The sequence below is a fragment of the Kitasatospora sp. NPDC096140 genome, assembly GCF_040303045.1.
Classification (GTDB): Bacteria; Actinomycetota; Actinomycetes; order Streptomycetales; family Streptomycetaceae; genus Kitasatospora.
Genome location: NZ_JBEOUW010000032.1, coordinates 1 through 23970, shown reverse-complemented (window position 1 = coordinate 23970; position 23970 = coordinate 1). Strand labels below are relative to the sequence as shown.

Here is a 23970-nt window from a genome sequence, read left to right as displayed (position 1 = left end):
CCTGGTCAGCTTGCGGGGCTGTCGGTCGTGGTGGCCCGGTAGCGGAACGCCGCGGGCCGCGGGACGATGCGTCCACCACCGATCCGGCGGGCCAGGCCGAAGTCGCCGAGGACGCGAACGGCGTCGGCTCCGAGGCGCTCGGCGCCGTCCTCCGACTGGTAGCTCTTCGCCCACTGGGGGAAACGCCGCAGGAGTTCGTCCGCCTCGGCGGTGAGCTGCTCCGGTGCCATCCCGTCCGGAGCAGCCGTCAGCGGTTCCAGCAGGAGCAGGGCGGCAACGCGGGCCGTCGCGGAGTCGTCCGGGAATCGGCTGTCGGTGGCGATCCCATCCGGGTCGACGAGCAGCAGGCCGTCGGCCCGTTCCTCCAGCACGAAGCCGCCCTGCTCTGCGGCGCGCCGGACGATCTGACGCCCGGTCGGCGAGGTGAGGTAGGCCAGTTCGTCCGCGCCGAGTTCGTCGTAGTGGAGAACGGGGTCGTCGAAGAGCCGGCGCAGCACCGAGTGCCGCAGCCGAAGATTGCGCTGCGCGTCGGAGGCGTCGGCACCGCCGTACCGGGTCTCGCGCACCGTGCCGCGCAGGAGTTCCTCGAAGCGCAGCGGTACGTCCTCCGCCGGCACGGCGAGCCGCGACGGCCCGACGGGCGCCGCAAGCAGGCGCATCAGTACGGTGGCGTCCACCCGGTAGAGGACCTTGGCCTTCGTCGAGTCGACGAAGCTCTCCGTGACACCGTCCACGGTGAGGAGTGCGCCGTAGGACTCCAGTAGCTTGAGGACGTCCACGAAGGCCATGCGCTCGGATTTGCTCGCCGTGTCGAACGGCGGAAGCGCCTCATCGGTGGCGCAGGCCTGGACGACCCGGTCGGCGAGCAGGCCGACCGTCGTCACCGGGACCGGAAGCAGCTCGGCCGCGACGACGCACAGCAGCGTGTAACGCCGGCGGTCGAACGGGGCCTTGCCGGACCGCAGTCGGCGGGCGGGGCGCGAAGCGTCGGGGATCTCCCGGATCTTGAGCAGGCGCGCGTACCCCAGGCGAGGTTCCACCACCAGCTGCCAGCCGCAGTGGTAGTCGAACCACTTCGTCAGCGGGCCCTGCCGACGGCGGATCAACTCGAACGCGGGCTGATCTCCACGCTCGGTGATCAGCGGTCGACCGAGGAGGAGTCTGATGCCTCGGGCGACGTCCTGCCGCTCGGCCAGGACCAGTTGGTTGGCAAGGGTGCTCATACACCTCTCCTGCTGAGGACCGTGCTGCGCTCGCTCATGCGCTGACGTCGCGGGTGACCGATCGCGGGGTGCCCGGACTGTGGATCTCCACCAGGTAGTCAGGCCCCTCAAGTCGGCCGCGGGGGGTCCGCAGGACAGCCCGACCTCCGCCGGGAATCGGCCGGAGCACGATCTCGACACGGCCGTCGGAGGTGACCGCCCGACGGGCTCCACCGGCGTCCGGCCGCACGGCCAGCGCCCGGCCGAGGAGGTCGAGCAGCCGCTCGAAGACTGCATGATCCAGCATGCCGAAACCGGAGAGCCGCACCGGACCATCTGTGCCCAGCACATCCCAGGCCGCTTCGAGTTCGGCGCGCTCCTTCCGGGCCCGCTCGGCGCGGGCCGCCTTGACGCGGGCGATGTCGCGAACTCTGCCTGTACGGGTGAACCTCTCGGTACGGCCGCTGGTGCGCAGCAGGGCCGATACTTCCACCGGCGGGGCCTCGGCCCAGCTCCCCGAGGACGGCACCAACTCGGGATCGGGGTGCGCGAGATGGGCGTGACGGGCCGGGCCGAGACCGAAGGCGGCCGACCACAGCCGGTGCAGGTCGGCCTCCGCGGGCGCCGCGGCGAACCAGCGGGCGAGCTCCCGGAAGTCCTGGACGGCGCTGGACGAGCGGCGTCGTGACTCGGTGATCCGGTCGAGAACCTGGAGGAGCGTCACGATCGCCCGCCGCGCCACGTCGTGCAACTGCTCCACGCGCGGTCGCGACCCGTCCGCCGGCCGGAACCAGGCCTGAAGCCCCTCCCAGCGCGCCCGACGCCGGTCCAACCAGTCCTGCGCGGGATCTCCGTCGACGGCCGGCGGTAGCTCGGCGCCCCGCAGCGCCCGCTCGTGCAGCAGACCCACCCCGCGCTGCTCCAACCGCTCCACAGCGGAGGAGACCGTCTGTCCCCGCTGGTCCAGGTTGACGAGGAACTCCTGGAGATAGGCCACCGTAGCGGCCTTCACCTCTCGGAACGTCTCCAAGTCCGCACCTTCGGCCCGCAGCAGGCGCTGCAACTCGCCGTTGAACGCCTTGGTGTTGGCCAGTAGCGCCTCCAGGTGCCCCTCCAGCTCCTGCACCGTGGTGAAGACCCGACGGTCCGAGGAGGCGGAGTCGCCCAGCAGGACGTACAGCTCGTCGAGCCGGTCCGTGATCGCCTCCAGCACCGCCGTCTGGAGTGCCCCAGTCGATGCGAGCACGGACAGGGCGTGCTCGACCCCGGCGAACGCGGCCTCACCGCGCCGGGTCAGCGAGTACTGGAGGTTGCGGCGCTCGTACTCCTCCGCGGTGCGGTAGTTCTCCGCGTGGTTCTGGACGACGTCCAGCAGCTGCCACTCCCTGAGCTTCCGCAGCGCCTCCTGGAGATCGTCGTCGTGCAGCTCATCGAGCCAGCCGGCCGCCCGCAGCCGGCTCCGGACTTCGTCCAGCCCGAGCGCGGTCTCCAACCGCTCGTTGGCAGCGCCGAAGGCCTGCAGGATCGCACCGTAGAGTTCGGCCTTCTCCCCCGTCGTGAACCGGAACATCTCCGGCGGCACCCTGCGCAACCGCCTCCCCTCCCGTCCGTCGAACACCACAGTACGTGGACATACACCGGCCGCGGACCACAGTGAGGCGATCACGGTCGATCGCAGCACAGATGTGGTAGGAGCGGAATGCCGGCCCACGGCCGAACCACTTGCATTTGGGCTGCGGACCTGTCGAACACCCCGTCTTGGCGCAGTACCTGGGCCGCGGATGCTGTGGGCCACGCCATCAGGATGGTCCCCCGGTCGACGCCAGGAGGCCGACGATCCCACATCGACTGATGTCAACCAGCGTGAAACCGACCGGGTGGGCGGCGATCAGGCCGCGGCACCAGCGCGAGAGGCCCTCCGGGTGCGCTTCTGGGTATCGACGTGGACGAGGCCGAAGCGCTGACTGAACCCATGTGGCGCCGCGAAGTGGCACCCGAGCTCAGTCACGCGGCAATGCGGCCAGGCGCAGCTGTTCTTCCTCCACGATCCGCACCGCCAATGATTGTTCCGAGACATCCACGGCCTCCGGCGTCGACTCCGCCACCTCGCTCCGACGGGCGTACTCGTCGAAGAGCCGATCCTTCTCCCGCAGGATCTCCAGCATCCGCTGGTCGACACTGTCGGCGACGAGCAGCCGGTGCACCTGGACGCCCCGGACCTGTCCCATGCGTTGCGCCCGGCCCACGGCCTGACTCTCCATCGTGGGCTTCACCTGCGGCTCACAGAGGATGACGACCGATGCCGCTTGGATGTTCAGCCCCACACCTCCGGCCTGGATCTGGCTCAGCAGCACCGCGTGGCCCGGCACCGCGGCGAACTGGTCCACCACGTCCTGGCGCCGAACCGCCGGAAGACTGCCGTCGATCGGACCGAATACCCCTTGGCCCAGTGATTCCCGGACGACCGCCAGCACGTCGCGGAAGAACGAGAACACGACGACCTTCCGCCCGTTGTCGGCAGCCTCCTCGATGATCTCCCGAAGTCGCTGCAGCTTCGCCGACCGCTCAGGGTCCGCGTACGCGGCACGACGCATGGCCATGAAGTTTCCGGCAGCGACGGCATCCCGATACGCCGCGAAGTCGGCCGGCGTGAACTCCTCCCACTCGTCGACGTGAACGACATCGGGAAGCTCGGTGAGGACATCCTGCTGGTTGCGGCGGAGGTAGGCCGGAGCCACCGCCTTCCGGAACGCCTTCGGACCGGCGGCGGCCGAGCCGTTGTGGATCCGGGGCAGCAGTTCGGGCTGAAGGTAGTGCACCAGGTTGCGGAACTCCTCGACCCGGTTCTCCATCGGAGTGCCGGTGAGGAAGAGCACCCTCGCGACCCGCTCGGTCCACGCCGCCACCGCCCGGGAGCGCTGCGCCTTGTGGTTCTTGACATAGTGGGCCTCGTCGACCACGACCATTCCCACGGCCAACTCCGAAGGGACTTCCAGCTGGCGGAGGCCGTCGAACGTCACCACCACGACACCGCCGGCACGGAGCCACTCGGCACGTGCCGTCTCCCGGTCCTGGCCGTGAAACCGGTAGGCTCGCAGGGCGCTTCGAGACTCGATCTCCCGGGTCCAGTTGATCAGGACGCTCGCCGGACAGACAACGAGGAAGTGTGTGCTCCCCTGCGACCGGAGGTGTGCCATCGCAGCGATCGCCTGAACGGTCTTTCCCAGACCCATCTCGTCGCCGATGATCACCCGCTTCTGCCGGAGCGCGAAGCGGGCTCCGAAGGCCTGGTAACCACGGAGCGACACCTTGCACTGTGTGTCGTCCAACGGCTCGGCCCGGACCCGGTCGGACAGTTCATCGGGCAGGAAGCCCTCGGAGGCGCTGACCTCGGTCGGAGCGATCCCGGAAACCTCGCCGAGGATGCTGTAGAACTCGGCTGCGTGGTGCTCGAACTCCGTCCACGCCTCGGTCTCGGAGGCCGGCGGACGCAGGAGGTCCGCAGACGTCTGGGCGAAGAGCATCGGCACCGCCCGCAGCTCCGACTCCGCGAGCAGGGCCGTGAGCTGATCGATCGCCACGAGGGCTTCCTGCTTCCGCTGCCGTCCGGCGAACAGGGCGCGGATGGCACCTCGGGCCGGTTGAGCAGTGGAAATGAGGCCGGTGACCTCGACGACGACACGCTGCGCGATCTCATTGGCGCGGGCAGTCTCGGGGCCGGCGACGACCAGCCGGTGAAGCGCGATGACCAGGGTCGTGCTCATCGCGTGCTGGTGATCGACGTCGAGCCGGATCGCCACGGTCTGCTCGGCCGCCTCGGCGATCCGGCGGGCAGCAGCAATGGTCTGGGCAGCCGTCTGTGTGCCGATTCCCGGGATCAGCTGAAGCGAGTGGGCCGAGGCGTCCACGACCTGCTGCACGGTCCTGAATCCCGCAGACTCCAACGCACCGACCCTGAGGCGTCCCTCGGTCACATCCCTGAGCCGGGCCACGGGGATGGCTCCCAGTTCGTCGCGAACCAGCCGGTCCCTCAACGCGGTTGCTGCCTCGGCCACCTGTGAGACGGCACGCTGGTGATCTTCGGTCACCGCGAGCGCGGCCATGTGGAGTCGCTCGGCATCCGCAAGGACAGCCCGGGGCTTCCGAACGGTCCGCTGCTTGTCCCCCACCCACGACTCCCTACCCCGGCTCGACCGTCCAGCGCCTCTCCAGACCTCCACATGATTCCACCCGGCCCCGTCCATGCGGCCGCGATCGTCTTCATCGTCCGTGACTCGCGCTCGTCGCCGGCACGACAGCGACGGAACCAGAGCCCCCACGGACGTTCCGCTCCTGCGTCGGCTGAGCTCACCGGCGCGTGGCGGCTCCGGTGGGGCCGAAACCTCCCACCGGAGCCGAACCCGTCGCTTGTCGACCAATGTCAACCCAGGACGCGGATGGCCAGTACCGAACCGTCACGGTTCAGGGAGACCGGCCCGTTCCATTTGGCGTCCCACTGCTCGTCGGGCCACTCCTCGCGGAGGGCGTGGGCCTTCTGCCGGTACTCCTCGACCCGGCCGGCCGCAAGACCCTTGAAGAGATCCCTCGCGATCCCGGAGAACGCCTCCACCCGCGTACCGTTCAGCCGGAAGACGTGATCCGTGCCCACGAAGTCGACGCCGTGTACGGAGTACGCGATGTCCTGGACGATGCCCGTCCCCGCATGCGTGAACAGCTCGAAGTGGCGCTTCCCCTGGCGCTTCGACAGGTACCGCGCGGTGGGCTCACCTCCGCCCGTGAAGGCCATCAGACCGGCCGCGTCCGCATGCGCCAGGACGCGGCGGAACCATCCGTGGTCCTCGGGCCGAACGTGGTAGCCGGTCACCATCCGCGGCTTCTCACCGGTCCCCCAAGCGAGGTCGATTCCGGGTACGACGGCACGGTCGTCCGGCGGGCTGTCCAGGTCGACCTCATCAGCTCCAGCAGGGATGGACAACGTTCCGCATCCGCTCGCCTCCAGCACGTGGAGCGTGATGGGCTCCTTGCCCGGGATCTCCGTGCCGAACACCATGGCCGGCGTCTCCTCCGACCTGCCGATGTGGACGGCCTCGACGTGCACGGCAGCGGTGGACAGCTGGGCGTGCACCTGCGCGGGCTTACCGTGTGTCCCCTTGCAGGCGACGAGCACGATCTTCGAGGGAACGCCGGGCTTCCACACCTCCAGGAAGAAGTGCGGGCGCTTGGGCGCCCGGTGCGTCGAGTGGTCCTTCCCTGTCAGCGTCCACCCCGCGCGAAGAGCGATCTCGGCATCGATGACCGACACCGAGTGGTCCGGGTAGCGCCGCCCGAGCACCTCCTGGGCGACGGCCAGGGCGAACCCGATCCCCAACTCGCCAGACTGGACCGCCTTGTAGTGACGGATCGGGTTGCGACCCTCATCGGAGAGGGTCATGAAACGCCCGTGGTTGCCGTTCAGTGCCTGGCAGTACTTGAGGCTCGCCCAGTGTTCGGCGAGCCCCCGGCCGGCACCTTGCCGAGCCAGGACGTTCGCCCTGCCGAGGGTGTGCAGCAGCTTCCACGGCGTGAGCTCGATCGACTGCCCGCGGTCCCCCACGGGTACGGCATGCAGCCCCGGCTTCCGACGCAGCAGTTCCTGGCTGTTCCCGCGCCGTTCCTTGTCGTCCGAGTCGGCCACCGAGGCCACGCTTCCGGCCAGGCCGGAGGTCGAGTGGATCGCCACGTTCCACGGCTGGACGAGGTCCCTCAATACGGCAACTGCGTGCTTCCCCATCATCTCTCCCCTGGTCGGGTTGCGGATCGCGTTCATTGCTGTCGGTCGGTCCCCGGTCGGGCTACCTGACCCGGTCGGGGTGTGTCTCGGCGAGGTCGTTGAGCGCAGCGTTGACCACCTGCCAGCAGATGCCGAGGGTGTCGCGGTCCGGCCGGTGGTTCTGACGGGCCTCGGCATTGGGGTGGACGAAGTTCCGATACCTGCGCAGCTCGTGGCTGAACTTCTCGGCATCCGCGCCGATCCAACCCGCCCGGTGACAGGCCTTGATCAGCCTGTCCAGGTTGATGCTGTCCTCCGTGTCCCGCCCGAGGAGGGACGCGTCCCGCTCCACGACCGTCCGGAGGAGTACACCCTCCATCAGCGATCCGAGCATGATGATCGCCGCGACGTGGGCTCCGTTGGCGTAGCAGGTCCGTGCCTCGTCCAGGCGCCATTGGAGGAGCTCGGCCATTGCCTCGTCGGCGATGAGGTCCGCCATCACGACCTTGAGCTCGGAAGCCCCGTAGTGCGTCGGATGGGCCAGTGCCGGGTCACACGGAAGCAGCCTGGCGGCGCCACCGGGGTTCTCCAGCCGGTAGCCCTCGTGGATGAGGAAGGCGTTGACCCTCGCCAGCACCTCGCCGAGCAGTTCGGGCTCATCGAGGTACTCACGCGGGTCGGCGAGCCGGAGCAGCACCTTCTCGACCTCCCCCGGCTGGTCGCGCCGTTCCATCAGCAGCTCGGTCGCCCAATCCCTGCGGTACTGGCCGTCGTACTCGGGCACCTCCTGCCAGCCGGCCCGCTTGAGGAAGCCCGCGATCTCGAAACCTCGCCGGTAGTAGAGGTCGTCGTCACCCGCGACGACGCGGCCGAGTTCCTGCAGGGTGTTCTCGTCCAGGGTGAGACCGTGCTGCTGGGGCTGGGACTGGGTCATGCCGCTCCTTCAGTCGATTCAGTGTTCGGGCCGGAGGCGGATCCGTCAGGAGGTCCGTCCTCGTTGTCGAGGCTGCGCGTCCCCTCCGGCTCGTGCTCTTCCGCTCCCTCGTCGGGGAGCTCGTCATCGGCCGGCAGTTCGAGCGCCGTCCACGGTTGGGCGTCCTCCGGCGGGACGGTCGGCCGGGAGTAGTCGGCCGGGTGGATGCCCTGCTGGTCGAGCTCCTGCCACAGTCCCGCCAGGGCTTCGTCCGGGTCGAACCTGAACTCGCTCTCACGGATGCGCCAGAACCTCCACCCGACTCGCTGGAGTTCACGGTCCCGCTGCTGGTCGTGCCGGATCTGGTCGAGCGTCGAGTGGTAGTAGTCTCCGTCGCACTCCACACCGAGGCGGCCACGGGCGCCGACCACGACGAGGTCGATGCGCTTGCTGCCGGCCGGGTACTGCGGCACGACGTGGTACCCGCGCCGCTTCAGCCGCAAGTAGACCTGCTGCTCGAAGAGGGAGTCGAAGGGTGCCCGCCGGACGTCGGGCAGCACCGGGCCGATGTCGTCCGCCTCGGCCAGGGCCGCAGGCGGGTTCTGCATGTAGCCGAGCAGGTTCAGCCGCAGGTCGCCGGGTTTGAGCCGGTCCGGCGGTACGGAGTAGAAGAGCCGCATCTGGTCCTGTGCGCGACTGGCCGCCACGTTGTAGGCCTGCTGTTCGCTGCGCAGGCCGCCCGAGATGCGCCGGACTCGGTCCACGACCATCGACAGGAAGATGACGTGCCGCTCGTCGCCCTGGAACTGGGCCGGCGTGCCCACCCGGATGCGGTGGCGTTCCCGGACCGGGGCCGGAAGGCGCTGCTCGATCAGCTGCTCAAGCAACTTGACCTGGCCGACGGTGCCTTGGAGCACGATGACACCCATGGTCTTGTTCTCGTAGGCCGGATCCGTGGTCAGGTCGGCGAGGCAGTCCACGATCGCCTCGGCCTCCTTGGGGTTCCGGATCCGACTGTCGCGTCCCTCGGCGACCCCTCCTTCGACGTAGTGCGTCAGCAGAGGGTCGAGTCGCTCACCGCCGTACTGCCGGAGCGGGATGAGGCCCGGCGGTGTGTAGAAGGTTTCCGAGGACCAACCGATGATTTCGGGCATGCAGCGGAAGTGCTCCTGCAGGCGGATCGTCGATGGGAAGAGCGCCGACAGCAGCTGGTACAGATTGGAGTGCGGCATGTACAGCTGGCGCAGGTGCGGCGGCACTTCCGGAAGGTGCGCGGTCAACCGGTCCTGGATCTGTTGGGTGCGTCCGAATCCGGTGACCGGGGGGGTGCACTGCTTGTCGTCGCCGACCACGATGATCCGCGGCGCGAGCCAGAGGAGGAAGAGCGCGTCCATGCCGGCCTGACTGGCCTCGTCGACGATCACCACGTCGAATGCGTCCTGCCTGGGCCGGATCATCTCCGCCACCCGTGCGATGGGCATCACCCAGGCCGGCACCGCCCCTTGGGCGATGTCCATCGCGCTGCGGGCGGCAGCCTTGAAGTGGGATGCGTTCTTTCCCTTGCCCTTGCCGTACGAGGCCATGTGCGTGCGGTAGGCCTGCAGCGCCGAGCGCTGCTCCGAGGTCATGCGGACGAGGCAGTGCAACCGACCCTGCGCGGCGGCCAGATCCCCCGTGAGCTGCTCCAGCTTCGCCTCGTGCTCGGTCAGCTCGCCGTCGAGCCTCTGCTCCCGGCCGGGCGCGCGTTCGTCGTCGATGAACTCACACGCCTTCGCCCACGCCCATGCCTCGCGGAGCCGTCCGACACGTTCGTCCCAGGCCGGATCGTCGGCCTCGGCTTCGAGCCGACCCGCGAGGGCGGGCGACGCGGCCCGAAGGCCTTCGAGCAACTCCGCGCAGCGCCTCCGCCGTTGGTCCCGCCGCTGCGCGGCCGCGAGGGCTTCGAGCGCCTTCGCGTACCGGTCGACGTCGCGGTCCCTCAGGGCCTGGGCCATGGCGAGCGCCTCGACCGGCGTAGCCGCACTGTCGCCCTCACCACACAGGAGATGCTCCCACCGATCCAGTCGCGCGGACGCCTCCTCGGCACGCTGCCGACCTGCCAACGCCGACGCGGCCTCGGCGAAGTCCTGCCACCCCTGCGGTCTGGTCAAGTCGAGGTAGACACCGTGGCGTACGAGGACCTCGTCGATCTGCTCGCGAATCCGGCCGAATGCGTCGATCTCGGCCAGCTGTCGGTACCGCTCGCGCAGTGCCGCCAGCCGCACCTCCAGCGGTCCGTCCGGGAGGGCCGCTCCGACGTGTTCCCAGCGCGTGGCGACGGCCGCCAGCGCCGCGTAGGCGTGCAGATGCGCGAGGACGGCGCCCAGGTCGTCCGTGGAGGCCGGCGCGATCCCGTCCACCTGACAGGTACTGAGGAGCTCCTCGGCCTCCCGCTGGGCCCTCGGCACGAAGCGGGTACGCAGCTGACGGCCCCCGGCCAGGTACTTCGTCAGGGCCGGGATCGTGGCCGCCATGCGATGGGCACGGTCCGGGGTCAGGGACCCCGGAAGGACCACTGTCCTCAGACCTACTCGTTCGAGACCGTCGGTCACGTCGGACAAGACGCCCGCGACATCCGTGACGCGCTGCCAGAGATCGGGATTGCGCCGGGCGAGCCGATCCGCCAAGGCACGCGCCACCCAGCCCTCGGTCCCCCAGCGTACGGCCTCCCACGGAACGCTGAGTCGGTGCAGCCGGCTCCGCCCGGAGCGCAGCAGTTCCGCCAGCTCGTCAGTCCTGGCGGTTTCGAGCGCGGCCAACTGGGCCCGCACCCCCACCGCTGCGGGAGAGAGCCCGTTGACACTCAGCTGACCCGCCGCGACGGCCGCCGCGACCTGGCCGGGAGTCGGCAGCGCCTCGACCGAGGGGTACACCCCGGACTCCGCCCACTGCCCGGCGCCGTCCCTCAGCAGCGCGAGCAGCTCATCCGCTTGGGCGGGCGACAGTGGAGGCGTGCTCTGAGCCCGATCGGGCAGCCTCCCGATCCAATTCAGCCGCACCGCCTCGTCCTGCACCTTCTGCACGATCGCGGCGAGTGTTCCCGAGTAACCCGGTGCGACCTCCGGGTGCTGGTAGACCTCCGCCTCCCGCAACGAGATCACCTGCTCCGTCAGCAGCTTGATCCGGCTGCGGAGCTCGTACCGCCGCTGGGTCAAGCGGTTGATCTCTCCCCGCAGCTGCTCGGTGTCGCCCGCCGCCACCTGATCGCTCAAGGCGTTGATGGTGCGTTCGAGCTCGTTCGCACCGTCCTGGCTGGTGCTGCTGAGCAGGAGAACGCACAAGTCCCGCACCGCTGGGGGCAGCTTGTCCCGGAGAACCGTCAAGGCCTGGTCCCTCGCGCTGGTGACGAGGACCCGCTGGCCCTGGGCCAGGAGGGCGGACACCAGGTTGGCGATCGTGTGCGTCTTGCCCGTTCCCGGCGGCCCCTGCACCACCACACCCGTGTCGCGCTGCAACCGTTGGAGGACGGATCGCTGCTGGGCATTGGTCTTCCCGGGGAACAGGGGTTCGTCACCGAAGAGCGCGGGAGCCGGCCTCCCGCCCCAGTTCTGCCGGTCTCCGGAATCCAGCGACATCACCAACTGTGCGAGCCCGAGCGGAGCCTGCCGTTCGGACACCACGGTCTCAGCGATGCGGTCGTAGAAGCTCAGAACCGCGTTTCGGTCCCTGGGACGCATCAGGAGGGCCGGCGCGAAGGTCAGCCTGGCACCCACCTCCGGCCCCGCCGGCGGACGCCAGTTGCTGCTGAACGCCACCGGTCGAGGAAGCACCAGGTCCTGCCACTGCGAGAGACAATCCAGTGCCTCCTCACTCAGCAAATGGAGAGGCCTCGCGGAGAGCTCTTCGTCGAACGCCGCCGAGCGTTCCGGCGCCCACCCGTCGTCCGTGTCGAGGAAGTCACGGTCTTCGAGACGAACTGCCCCGTTGCCGGTGAGACGCACCGTGATCCGTGCGGTCCGCCGGTCCACCTGGGTCTCCACTCTCCGTGAGAGCACGTGCCGGTGAATCACCCCGCCGTTCGGTTCGCTCCAGGACAACAGGCCTACAGCAAGGACGAGTTCGTACTGGTCGTCCTGCTGTGCCAGCTGCTGGTGCCAGTGGTAGATCTTCTCGTAGAGCTCCCGCTGCAACCGCTCGGCCCGTTCGCGTTCCGCCCACAGGCGCCAGCGCGCGAGCCAGGGTCCGTACGCCCGCAGGACCTCATCAGCGTCCTTCCTCGCGACGGTCGCCGCACCGTCCTGCCAATGATCGTCGCCAATCGATCCCGGGATCCAGGACCGGTACGGCCCCTCCTCGGCCAGCGGCGGGTCCTCGGCATCGGCATCCTGGCACCGCCGCTCGTCGACCCACCCTTCGAGCACTGGCGGAGGTTCCGGCGCTGCAGCCTGCGGAACGTGGTCCAGGACAAGCAGCGGACGCTCGTCGTCGGACGGCCTGGGCACCTTCGCCGGCAGGTCGGCCAGCCAGAGCGGACCCCAGGAACGCGTGTCCCGGAGCCGCTGATGGCTGCTCTGCACGACCTCGCGCAGGAACCCGACCAGCGCAGCGGTCTGGCCGATGACATCCGGATCACTCGCATGGCGTGGTGGAACGCTCACCATTCTCCCCTCGGTCGGTGACGAACGTTCCAGGATGGGGGCGGACACCGTGACTGGAAGGGCATCACGGCAAGGTGGCCGAATACACCCTCAGTGATGGCCGACATACATTCAGTCGCAGGGCGCATGCAGCGCAGAGATCAATTCCATTGCGCTTCAGTGCGCCCCCACGATCTCCCGCCAGGGCCCGAAAGCACGCCTTGGTGCCCCAACAGCCGCTATAACTTGATCTGTTCGCCGACCGCAGGCGATCCGATGGCGATGAGTCGGACTGAAGGAGATCACGGGGTGGACGGCAATGCCCGTCGCACTTTCGAGGAGACGGTGATCTCCCAGGCTCAGGGATGGGCCGACGAACTCATCGAGTTCGGGCCTCGCAACACGCTGCTTCATTTCAAGGACACCAAGAACGGCAGCCTTGACCCGACCTTCACTGCCGCCGAGGCCCAGCACGCACTGCTGACCGGCCGGAAGGTCCGGCTCGCGGCACTCTTCCCGGATCCACCCGAACACAAGGCCGCCTGCCTCCGCGCGCGCACTCTTCGCCGTCGGATCGTGGAACTCGACGAAGAACAGGGTGTGGAGGCCGGCCGCCTGGGGTGCGGACTGCTCTGCGTCGATCCGCCGACGGCCACGCAACGGACTCCGGGCCCGGCGGCCGAGCGCGAGCCGTGAGGCTCGGCCGGGCCGCACACCGCCGGTTCCTCGCGCCGGCGGCATCGGCCGCCAGGGTGCATCGGAGCCGCCGAACAACCGGTCACCGAACGTGTCCGACCGGACACAGGTCATGGGCAGCGATGGTGCCCACGGACGGACAGGGGCAGGCTGAGAAGTGCACCCCGCGACGGACGGCCGATCGGACCCGCAGCCGTTACGGGTCGCGCCGGCCGCGCTCCACTCCACGCACCGGGTCCTCGGAGGTCACCCATGACCGATCCCGCTGCCCGCCACACGCTCGGCCCGATCGTGGTCGGCACGGACGGTTCGCCCCAGGCCCGGAATGCCGTGACCTTCGCGCTCCGCGAGGCCCGACTTCGCGCCACCGGCCTGCGGGCCGTCTGCGCGTACGAGTACACCCCCACCCGGCGCTCCGGCTTCGAATGGACGGTTTCCTCGGGCCCCGACCGCGGCCCCGTCCCCCAGCAGCGCGACCTCGTCACGCAGGCGGTGGCCGACTCCGTCAAGGAACTGCAGGAGCAGCTCGGCGAACCGTTCGTGAACGTGGAGATCGTCTGCGAACCAGGCCGCCCGGCGCAAGTCCTCCTCGAAGCGAGCAAGGACGCCGGCCTGCTGGTCGTCGGCTCCCGAGGGTCGGGTGCCTGGGGACGCCTCGCCCTGGGATCGACCAGTACCGAGGTCGTCCACCACGCCCGTCTCCCGGTCGTCGTCGTCCCGGCGGAACACGACACCGCAGCTTCCTGAGCGGGTTCATGGCCGACAGTGCGGCCGGGGCCGAGTTCCGCGAGGGCGATCCGCTCAAGCTCCACCGCCGTCAGCAGTCGGCGCAGAGCGACCACCGGCGTTCGAACGTCGATCTGCGGTCAGACCGGCGACGACGGGACGGGGGCCGGTTCCTCCGGCGCCCGGGTGCCGGGGGGCTCCTCCTCGGTCCCGGGAGCGATGCCGCGGCGCTCGGCGACCCACACCGCAATGATGACGACCGCCAGCGCCACCAGGGCGATGGCCAGCCGAAGGCCGAGGTTGGCGTGGGAACCGAAGCTGAGTTTGACGATGGCCGGGGCGATCAGCAGCGAGACCAGGTTCATCACCTTCAGCAAGGGGTTGATGGACGGTCCGGCGGTGTCCTTGAACGGGTCTCCCACGGTGTCGCCGATGACGGTGGCCGCGTGGGCGGGGCTGCCCTTGCCCCCGTGGTGGCCGTCCTCGACCAGTTTCTTCGCGTTGTCCCAGGCACCGCCCGATGTCGCCAGGAAGACGGCCATCAGGGTGCCCGTTCCGATCGCACCGGCGAGGTACGAGCCCAGCGAGCCGACACCGAACAGGAAGCCGATCGCGATCGGGGCCATGACGGCGAGCAGGCCCGGCGTGGCCAACTCGCGCAGCGCGTCGCGGGTGCAGATGTCCACCACCCGGCCGTACTCCGGCCGTTCGGTGCCGTCCATGATCCCGGGCCGGGTGCGGAACTGTCGGCGGACCTCGAAGACCACCGCGCCGGCGGAGCGCGAGACGGCGCTGATGGCCAGGCCGGAGAAGAGGAAGACGACGGCGGCACCGGCGAGGAGACCGACCAGGTTGTTGGGCTGGTCGATGGCCAGGCTCAGGCTCGGCCCGTGGGCGGCCGGGCCGATCTGGGCCTCCGCGGTGTTGATGGCGTCGGTGTAGGAGCCGAACAGCGCGGTGGCCGCGAGTACGGCGGTGGCGATGGCGATGCCCTTGGTGATCGCCTTCGTGGTGTTGCCGACCGCGTCCAGTTCGGTGAGCACCTGGGCGGCCCGGCCGGTGACGTCGCCGGACATCTCGGCGATGCCCTGCGCGTTGTCGGAGACCGGACCGAAGGTGTCCATCGCGACGATCACGCCGACGGTGGTCAGCAGCCCGGTGCCGGCCAGCGCGACCGCGAAGAGTGCGAGGATCAGTGAGCCGCCGCCGAGCAGGTAGGCGCCGTACACGGCTGCGCCGATGGCCACCGCGGAGTACACGGCTGCTTCCAGGCCGAGCGCGACACCCGAGAGCACCACGGTCGCCGGGCCCGTCAGCGAGGTCCTACCGATCTCCCGCACCGGGCGGCGGCTGGTCTCGGTGAAATAGCCGGTGAGCTGCTGGATCACGGCTGCCAGCACGATACCGATGGCCACTGCGGCCAGAGCGAACAGCCGCGGGCTGCCCGCGTGCCGGGTGATCTCGGCCGGCACCCCGTGGAGACCGGAGAAGTGGGCCGGCAGGAATGCGAATACGGCGCCGGCCACGAGAACCAGCGATACGCCGGCGGAGGCGAAGAAACCGCGGTTGATCGCGGTCATCCCGCTGCGGTCACCGGCCCGCGGCGACACCAGGACGATGCCGAGCACCGCCGTGAGCACCCCGATTCCGGGCACCACCAGTGGAAAGGCCAGCCCGACGTCGCCGAACGCGACACGGCCCAGGATCAGTGCCGCGACGAGGGTCACGGCGTACGACTCGAAGAGGTCTGCCGCCATGCCCGCGCAGTCCCCGACGTTGTCGCCCACGTTGTCGGCGATCGTGGCCGCGTTGCGCGGATCGTCCTCCGGAATCCCCTGTTCCACCTTGCCCACCAGATCCGCCCCCACGTCGGCGGCCTTGGTGAAGATCCCCCCGCCCACCCGCATGAACATCGCCAGCAGTGCCGCGCCGAAGCCGAACCCTTCCAGCACCTCGGGTGCGTTCGCCTGATAGATCAGCACCACCGCCGTGGCCCCCAGCAGGCCGAGCCCGACGGTGAACATACCGACCACCCCGCCGGTGCCGAAGCCGATCCGCATCGCCTGGTGCGAATCCGAGCGCACCGCCTGCGGCGCGGCCGACGCCTCTCCCTCGGCGGGCGCCCGTGTCGCGGCCGCCCTCGCCGCCGCGGCCACCCGAACGTTGGCGCGTACCGCCAACTGCATCCCCACGTACCCGGTCACCGCCGAGAACGCGGCCCCGACCAGGAAGAACACGGAACGGCCGATCCGCTGCCCCCAACTGTCCGCCGGCAGCAGCAACAGCACGAACGGCACCACCCCGGCGAACACCCCAAGAGTGCGGAACTGGCGCGCGAGATAGGCGTTCGCACCTTCCTGCACGGCTCCGGCGATCTGCCGCATGGTCGGGGTGCCCTCATCTGCGGCGAGCACCTGCCGTGCCAGTGCCCAGGCCACCACCAGGGCACCGGCTGCGATGGCCGCGACGATGACCACAAGGGTTCGGTCCGACCCGGTCAGCACCGGTGCGACCGCGGTCCGGACGCCGACCATACCGTCCTCCTTGACGTTGCGCTGGTGCGCCCTGCGCCAGGCGCCCGTCAGGGGTTGGCCCCTGTTCAAACCGAGGCTAACCCCTGGTGCCAGAGGCCCTCAGAGCATCGGCGCCAACCGGGTGACCCACCGTGCGACCACTGCTGGCCCGCCCGAGAATGGAGGCCTAGGGGCCGGCGGCGACGCATGACGCCGACGAACGCGCTGGGAGACACCGCCATGGACTTCGAAGTGATCGTCGAGATCCCCGAGGGCTCGCGCAACAAGTACGAGATGGACCATGAGACCGGGCGGATCCACCTGGACCGGATGCTGTTCACTGCTACGCGATATCCAGCCGACTACGGGTTCATCGAGCACACCCTCGGCGGGGACGGTGACCCTCTTGACGCGCTCGTCATCGTCGGGGAGCCGACCTTTCCGGGATGCAGCGTCACCTGCCGCGCCATCGGCATGTTCGTGATGACCGACGAGAAGGGGCCGGACGAAAAGGTGCTCTGCGTGCCCGCGCACGACCCTCGATTCTCCCACCTGCAGGACATCGAGGACGTACGCTCCTTCGACCTCATGGAGATCACCCACTTCTTCGAGGTCTACAAGGACCTCGAACCCGGGAAGTCGGTCGAGGGCTCGCACTGGGCCAACAAGGCCGAGGCGTACGCCGAGATCGAGGCCTCCCGCGCCCGCGCGGCGACCGGGGGCAGCTGACGCCGGGAGCTCGGCGCTGAGCACTGCGCCGGGCAGGTCGTCCCGCAGCCCGCAGGGTCGGACGACCTGTCTCACCGGGTCAAGACCGGCCTTGCACATGGTTTCGACCACTGACAGAACCCTTGGCGACGGCTTCCGGACCCGCTGGACACCCTGTCATTCCCCTCCACCTGCCGCGCACCACTGCGAGCACCCGCATTCCGCGACGCCCACCGACCGGCATCGAGCCTGGCAGGTGTCACCTCCACTGCCGCACCCAACTACCGTTCACGAACTGACCGGTGAGCAGAGATCAGGTCGCGGTACCAGGTGTAGGAGGCCCTCGGGGTGCGCTTCTGGGTCGCGAAGTCGACGTGGACGAGGCCGAAGCGCTGGTGGTAGCCCTCGGCCCATTCGAAGTTGTCGAGGAGGGACCAGGTGTAGTAGCCGCGGACGTCGACGCCTTCGGCGGCGGCCTGGGCGAGGGCGTCGAGGTGGGTGGCGAGGTAGTCGATGCGGGGCTGGTCGGGGTCGGTCTCCTCGGTGACGGAGCAGCCGTTCTCGGTGATGGTGAGGGGTGGGAGGGCCTGGCCGTAGGTGTCGCGGAGGTCGAGGAGGAGGCGGGTGAGGCCGTCGGGGACGACGGGCCAGCCGAAGGCGGTGTGGGGGACGTCGGGGATGTCGACGAGGTCGAAGGGGAGGCCCGGGTCGGTGGGGGCGGCGATGCGGGTGGGGTTGTAGTAGTTGACGCCGAGGCCGTCGAGGCCGGGGGTGTGGATGAGCTCCAGGTCGCCGGGGCGGACGGCGCCGTAGATGTCGTCGGGGACACCCAGGACGGAGAGGTCGGGGTAGCGGCCGAGGAGGACGGGGTCGGTGAACAGGCGGTTGTGCAGGGTGTCGTAGGCGTGGGCGGCGGCGAGGTCGGCGTCGGAAGCGGAGGCCGGCTCGACCGGGGTGAGGTTGTTGGAGAGCATCACCCCGAGACCGCGCTCGTGGAGGGCGGCGGCGGCCAGGCCGTGGCCGAGGAGCTGGTGGTGGGCCGCGGGGAGCGCCTCGAACATCAGGGCGCGGCCGGGGGCGTGGGTGCCCAGGGCGTAGCCGAACACGGTGTGGACGAAGGGCTCGTTGAGGGTGATCCAGGTGGGGATGCGGTCGCCGAGGCGGTCGGCCATGACGGTGGCGTACTCGGCGAAGCGGTACGCGGTGTCACGGTCGAGCCAGCCGCCGGTGTCTTCGAGGGCCTGCGGGAGGTCCCAGTGGAAGAGGGTGGGCAGTGGGGTGATGCCGGCGTCGAGGAGGGCGTCGACGAGGCGGTCGTAGAAGGCGAGGCCGGCGGGGTTCACGGCGCCCGCGCCGGTGGGCTGGATGCGGGGCCAGGCGATGGAGAAGCGGTAGCCGTCGAGGCCGAGGCCGCGCATCAGCTCGATGTCCTCGGGATAGCGGTGGTAGTGGTCGCAGGCCACCGCCCCCGTGTGCCCGTCGCGGACGGCCCCGGGCCGGGCGACGAAGGCGTCCCACACGGAGGGCCCGCGCCCGTCCTCCGCCACTGCCCCCTCGATCTGGTAGGCGGCGGTGGCGGCACCCCAGCGGAACCCCGGCGGCAGGTCGTAGCGGTCCGGCACATCAGCCTCCCGGGCGTGAATATGAGGAAGGCTCATGTTACTGACGTCACGCCGAAACACCAGGGGGACCGACCGCCGACGCCGAACCCGCCGGCCCCGGTCAGCCTCCGACGGCGACATCGGCGAAGGGCACGGGACTCAGGCCGAGCGGGCCCCCGAAGGGAGAGTTCAGGGCGTAGACGAGGACGACCATGAAGGCGATGAGGCTGGTGAAGCCCATGGCCAGGACGAGGTGCGTACCGGTGCGCTCGATGCCGAAGAGGAACATCAGGCCCAGGGTGAGTGCGCCGCCGGCGAGCAGGCCGAACCACATCACGCCCGACATGCCCCGCCTCCCGTCCGCCTCACGGCCGTGGCGCGCCTGGTAGGCGACCGAGATCTGCCCGAACGCCAGCTGGTCGACCTGCTGTTGGGCATTGGTGGTGGGCTCGAAGGACGTCCAGGCGTTCTGTACGTCGTGCAGGAGCGTCCAGCCGCGCGTGCCCAGCGGCTTGCCCTGCGCCATCAGGGGCCACTCGTCGTTCCGGACGTAGGCGGCGTAGGTGTCGGCCGCCGCGCGGGCCCGCTGAGCAGCGGCCGGTGGCAGCCCGTCGGCGAGCAGATAGGTCTGGTGCAGTGCCCCCGCCTCGGCGCTGAGGTTGGTGTCGGCGTCCGACTTCGCCTCCCACACCGTCACCAGCGCAAGGCCCAGCACCAAGGCGTACAACACGCCGACCATCATCGTCAGGTACTCGGCGGTGTCGTCCCGCACCTCGCCCTCCCGCGCCGAACGCCTCGCCCTACGGCCGTTCAGCAGGACAGCACCGCCGGCGACCACGACGAACCCGACGACGATGCCGATCACGGCGATCACGTGTTCCATGGCGCCCCCGAGCTCGGGTCGGTCCGGCGCCGCAGCCTCCGGCGACGCCACGCGATGGCTGCGGCGGCCGTCGCAGGAACGAACAGGAGCAGGAAGAACAGGAGAAATCTGTGCAGCAGCGGGGGCGTGCCGTGGCCGAACCGGCCGGAGTGCAGAAGGGGTGACGACACGTGGTTTCCCCCTGCCAGTGGCCCCGGGGAGCCGGAGGGTGTAGGTGTTGTGGACGACGCGCCGCCGGCGCCACTCGGCGAGGCCTGCCCGGATTTGTGCCCGTTGCCCGGCGTCCCGGCACCGGAAGCGCCCGTCCTCGGTGCCCTCGGTCCGCCCGAGGGGGACCCGGATGCGGGCGACCTGGGTGCACGGGCCCCGACTGCGGGAGCTCCGGCGCCGACTACCCCGCCCGTCATGGGTGTTCCAGGAACAGGGGCTGCACCGGCTGCCCCCGGGACGCCGACGGATGTTCCAGGAACAGGAGCTGCACCGGCTGCTCCCGGGACACCCGCGGATGCTCCAGGAGCGGAGGCCGCACCGACTGCCCCCGGAACGCCCGCGGATGTTCCAGGTACAGGAGCCGGGACCCCGGGCGCAGCGACTCCGGGCGCGGGCGCTCCGGCTGCGGGAACTCCGGGGGCGGCAGCCCCGCCCGCGGGCGCTCCAGGAGCAGCAGCCCCGGGCACAGGTGCACTGGGCGCAGGTGCCCCGGCTGCGGGCGGCGCGGGTACAGGAGCCCCGGGGACGAGGCCCCCGCCCACAGGTACCCTCGCTCCGCCTGCAGGGCCGCCCGGCGCCGGACCGCCAGGTACAGAGCCCCCGGGCGCAGCGCCACCGGGCACAGGACCACCAGGCGCAGCGCCACCAGGTACAGAACCACCGGGCACAGAACCGCCAGGTACAGGACCGCCGGGCACAGGACCACCAGGCGCAGCGCCACCAGGCGCCGGACCGCCGGGCACAGAACCACCGGGCACAGAACCACCGGGCGCAGGACCGCCAGGCACAGGACCAGGAGGTACAGAACCGCCGGGCACGGAACCACCAGGTACAGAACCACCAGGCCCCCCTGCTCCGCCCGGGGGAGCCTCGGGTGCTGGGGCCCCGACTCCGCACGCAGGTGCTCCAGCCGTTCCCGGAGTTACCGGGGCTCCCGGCGTTGTCGGCGCCGACGCGCTCGCGCCCGGCGCGGTTCCCGGCGTCGCCGCTCCCGGGGGCGGCGGTGCGCCCGGCGCGGGTGCACCCGCGCCGGGGGGTGGTGCAGGGTTGGCCTTCACGCCGGTGTAACCCGAGTGCGCCGTGCGGGAGAGGCCGCGGTGCCCGTAGGCCGTCACCCCGTGGGCGGTGACCAGGCCCTGGTGCTCACCGGGCAGGGCGCGCAGGGTCGCCGTGCAGACGATGGTGGCGACCGGCTGGAGTCGGGGGATGCCTCCTGCCTCGCCGTCCTGGCAGTGCGGCTCGGTCCCGGGAGCGAGGGTGTCGGCGATCCGGATGTCGGTCACCGGGGATCCGCCGCTGTTGCGCAGCAGGTAGCGCACCCGCACCTGGTCGCCGGCCTTCACCCCGGGGGTGCCTGATTGGCCGTCGACGGTCACGGACAGCTCCAACTCCCCGGCCACGAAGCCATCCTGGGGAAGGACGGCGAATGCGTTGGCCAGTGGCTGACCGGCGACCGAGCCGGCCAGCACAAGGCCGGCGACAGCCGCACAGAAGGACGATTTCCAGCCAGGCATATGATCCAGTAATGGCCTGGGGAGTGGCCCGCGCTCCTTCTGACACGCCATCCGGGGGTATCGACCCGCGCCGATCACACCACAGGGCTATCGGCAGCAGGGGCGGCCGTGCAGCGGCCGCAGCCCCGCACCGTCCCGGACGTGCCCCCCGGACGGGCACCGCCGGAGGACCTGCGTGACCACTGAGGAGCGGGTGCCAACCCGCTTCATTCGCTGGGCAATTCATGGACAAAGCCCGGTAAAGGCTGCGCGCGACGCCTTGAGGCGCCGGAAGACCCGTCAGTAACCTCGGGGCGACACCGCGCGACAAGGAACGCCTGCGGTGCGGCCCCCCGATGCCACCTCGGCTGTCATGCGCCTGACATGCCGCATTCCGGGGCCATCCCCCACCTCCCGTACAGCGCAAGCACCACGCCGGTCCGCGGCCACCGCCGGGGCCGGCCAGCACATGCCGCGATCCGTCAGCACGGGCCCGAGCCCGTACCGGCGAACACCCCGTTGCCGGCACCGGCCGCGCCCTCGTCCCCCACGGAGGGTCGACTCTTGCGCTCCCACTCCCCCAGCAGCAGCCTGCGCCCGCCCAGGGCGCGCAGGTTGCTCGCCGCCCTGCCGGCCATGGCCATGGCCGCGACCGGTCTGCTCGCGATCGCCGCGCCGAGCGCGAACGCCCAGAGCGACGCGCCCACGGCCGGCGCCGCCACCAAGCGGGTCTGTGCCGCCCCGAGCCACCCCGGCGAGATGGCCTGCCTGGCCCTCGTCCGCACCGACCTGGCCCAGCACCTGACGCTGGCCCCGAACATCAACCCGTCCGGGTACGGCCCGAGCGACCTCGCCTCGGCGTACAAGCTCCCCGCCTCGGCCGGCTCCGGCGCCACCGTCGCCATCGTGGACGCCCAGGACGACCCCAACGCCGAGTCCGACCTCGCCACCTACCGCTCGCAGTACAACCTGCCGGCGTGCACCACCGCGAACGGCTGCTTCAAGAAGGTCGACCAGCGCGGCGGCACCAGCTACCCGACCGCCGACAGCGGCTGGGCCGGCGAGATCTCGCTCGACGTCGACATGGTCAGCGCGGTCTGCCCCAACTGCCACATCCTGCTGGTCGAGTCCGACGACGCCTCCATGGACAACCTGGGCGCCGCGGTCAACACGGCCGTCTCGATGGGCGCCAAGTACGTCTCCAACAGCTACGGCGGCTCCGAGGACTCCACCGACCCGACCTCCGACTCCAGCTACTTCAACCACCCGGGCGTCGCGATCACCGTCTCCTCCGGTGACTCCGGCTACGGCGTCGAGTACCCGGCGGCCTCGCAGTACGTCACCGCGGTCGGCGGCACCAGCCTCAACCACGCCTCCAACACCCGTGGTTGGAGCGAGTCGGTGTGGGGCAGCAGCTCGGGCGGTGACGGCGCCGGCTCCGGCTGCTCCGCCTATGACGCCAAGCCCAGCTGGCAGCACGACTCCGGCTGCGGCAAGCGCACCGTCGCCGACGTCTCGGCCGTCGCCGACCCGGCGACCGGCGTCGCGGTCTACCAGACCTACGGCGGCTCCGGCTGGAACGTCTACGGCGGCACCAGCGCCTCCTCCCCGATCATCGCCGCGGTCTACGCCCTCGCCGGCGCTCCGGCCTCCGGCACCACCCCGGCCTCCTACCCGTACGCGCACACGGGTTCCCTGTTCGACGTGACGAGTGGCGCCAACGGCAGCTGCTCGCCGTCCTACCTGTGCACCGCCGGCGCCGGCTACGACGGCCCGACCGGGCTCGGCACCCCCAACGGCACCGCCGCCTTCACCTCCGGCAGCACCGGCGGCAACACCGTCACCGTCACCAACCCGGGCAACCAGAGCACCGCCCAGGGCTCCTCGGCCAGCCTGCAGATCCACGCCACCGACTCGGCCACCGGCCAGACCCTGAGCTACGGCGCGAGCGGCCTGCCGGCCGGGCTGTCCATCAACGCCTCCACCGGCCTGATCACCGGCACCGCGACCACCGCGGGCAGCTCCACCGTGACGGTGACCGCCACCGACGGCACCGGCGCCAGCGGCTCCACCACCTTCGGCTGGACCGTCACCGGCACCGGCGGCGGCTGCACCGGCACCCAGCTGCTGGGCAACCCCGGCTTCGAGACCGGCAGCGCCTCGCCCTGGACGGCCAGCTCGGGCGTGATCGACAACTCCAGCGGTGAACCCGCGCACGGCGGCAGCTGGAAGGCCTGGCTCGACGGCTACGGCAGCACGCACACCGACACGCTGAGCCAGTCGGTCACCGTGCCGGCCGGCTGCAGGGCCACGCTGAGCTTCTACCTGCACATCGACACCGCGGAGAGCACCACCTCCACCCAGTACGACAAGCTGACCGTCCAGGCCGGCTCCACCACCCTGGCGACCTTCAGCAACCTCAACGCGGCCGCCGGCTACACCGTGCACAGCTACGACCTGTCCGCGTTCGCCGGCCAGACCGTCACCGTCAAGTTCACCGGCACCGAGGACTCCTCCCTCCAGACCAGCTTCGTCCTCGACGACACCGCCCTCACCACCTCCTGACCCGACGACAGCAAGCGGCGGCGACCACGTCCTCGTCGAGCCGGCAGCCCTGGGCGTCGAGCAGCCGGAGCTCGATCGCGGGCGCCGACCTCGGG

14 protein-coding genes are annotated in these 23970 nt (G+C 70.4%); 4 read left to right on the top strand and 10 right to left on the bottom strand.

What is annotated here, in order from left to right:
• Positions 1–5: 5 nt before the first annotated feature.
• The 6 genes from ABT048_RS28540 to ABT048_RS28515 form a co-directional block, all read right to left on the bottom strand.
• Positions 6–1223: a TIGR02678 family protein gene (locus ABT048_RS28540; RefSeq protein ID WP_350524401.1), complete on the bottom strand. Its 1218-nt coding sequence runs from the start codon at positions 1221–1223 to the stop codon at positions 6–8.
• Positions 1224–1257: 34 nt separating this feature from the next.
• Positions 1258–2772 carry a TIGR02677 family protein gene (locus tag ABT048_RS28535; RefSeq protein ID WP_350524400.1) on the bottom strand — a complete coding sequence of 505 codons (1515 nt, stop codon included), beginning with the start codon at positions 2770–2772 and terminating at the stop codon, positions 1258–1260.
• A gap of 430 nt (positions 2773–3202) precedes the next feature.
• Entirely contained in the window at positions 3203–5305 is a 2103-nt protein-coding gene (locus ABT048_RS28530) for a DEAD/DEAH box helicase (protein WP_350524458.1), read from the bottom strand.
• Positions 5306–5622: 317 nt separating this feature from the next.
• A complete protein-coding gene (locus ABT048_RS28525) occupies positions 5623–7008 on the bottom strand; it encodes a hypothetical protein (RefSeq protein WP_350524399.1) in 1386 nt (461 codons plus the stop codon).
• A 25-nt stretch (positions 7009–7033) separates the two neighbouring features.
• On the bottom strand, positions 7034–7885 hold the full coding sequence (locus ABT048_RS28520) for a hypothetical protein (RefSeq protein WP_350524398.1): 852 nt from the start codon (positions 7883–7885) through the stop codon (positions 7034–7036).
• Entirely contained in the window at positions 7882–12504 is a 4623-nt protein-coding gene (locus ABT048_RS28515; RefSeq protein WP_350524397.1) for a PDDEXK-like endonuclease domain-containing protein, read from the bottom strand. The genes ABT048_RS28520 and ABT048_RS28515 overlap by 4 nt, the downstream gene beginning before the upstream one ends.
• Before the next feature lie 285 nt (positions 12505–12789).
• Between ABT048_RS28515 and ABT048_RS28510 the strand changes: the two genes are divergently transcribed.
• Both ABT048_RS28510 and ABT048_RS28505 read left to right on the top strand, forming a co-directional pair.
• The gene (locus tag ABT048_RS28510; RefSeq protein WP_350524396.1) at positions 12790–13176 is read left to right on the top strand and encodes a hypothetical protein; all 387 of its coding nucleotides are present in this window, start codon (positions 12790–12792) and stop codon (positions 13174–13176) included.
• Between the two features lie 252 nt (positions 13177–13428).
• On the top strand, positions 13429–13923 hold the full coding sequence (locus ABT048_RS28505) for a universal stress protein (protein ID WP_350524395.1): 495 nt from the start codon (positions 13429–13431) through the stop codon (positions 13921–13923).
• 119 nt (positions 13924–14042) lie between these two features.
• Here the strand turns inward: ABT048_RS28505 and ABT048_RS28500 are convergent, their stop codons facing one another.
• Positions 14043–16436, bottom strand: coding sequence for a sodium-translocating pyrophosphatase (locus ABT048_RS28500; RefSeq protein WP_350524394.1), 2394 nt, complete (start codon positions 16434–16436; stop codon positions 14043–14045).
• Positions 16437–16655: 219 nt separating this feature from the next.
• Here ABT048_RS28500 and ABT048_RS28495 point away from each other — a divergent pair, with 219 nt between their 5' ends.
• Positions 16656–17144, top strand: a complete 489-nt coding sequence (locus tag ABT048_RS28495; RefSeq protein WP_350524457.1) for an inorganic diphosphatase — start codon at positions 16656–16658, stop codon at positions 17142–17144.
• 260 nt (positions 17145–17404) lie between these two features.
• Here ABT048_RS28495 and ABT048_RS28490 read toward each other — a convergent pair whose 3' ends face one another.
• From ABT048_RS28490 to ABT048_RS28480, 3 genes are all read right to left on the bottom strand, one after another.
• The gene (locus ABT048_RS28490) at positions 17405–18781 is read right to left on the bottom strand and encodes a GH1 family beta-glucosidase (RefSeq protein WP_350524393.1); all 1377 of its coding nucleotides are present in this window, start codon (positions 18779–18781) and stop codon (positions 17405–17407) included.
• 64 nt (positions 18782–18845) lie between these two features.
• Positions 18846–19607, bottom strand: a complete 762-nt coding sequence (locus ABT048_RS28485) for a bestrophin-like domain (RefSeq protein WP_350524392.1) — start codon at positions 19605–19607, stop codon at positions 18846–18848.
• A gap of 403 nt (positions 19608–20010) precedes the next feature.
• Positions 20011–20658 (bottom strand): hypothetical protein, encoded by a 648-nt coding sequence (locus tag ABT048_RS28480; protein ID WP_350524391.1) that lies wholly within the window; start codon positions 20656–20658, stop codon positions 20011–20013.
• Between the two features lie 1288 nt (positions 20659–21946).
• Between ABT048_RS28480 and ABT048_RS28475 the strand changes: the two genes are divergently transcribed.
• Entirely contained in the window at positions 21947–23875 is a 1929-nt protein-coding gene (locus tag ABT048_RS28475; RefSeq protein WP_350524456.1) for a putative Ig domain-containing protein, read from the top strand.
• The last annotated feature ends 95 nt before the right edge of the window (positions 23876–23970 follow it).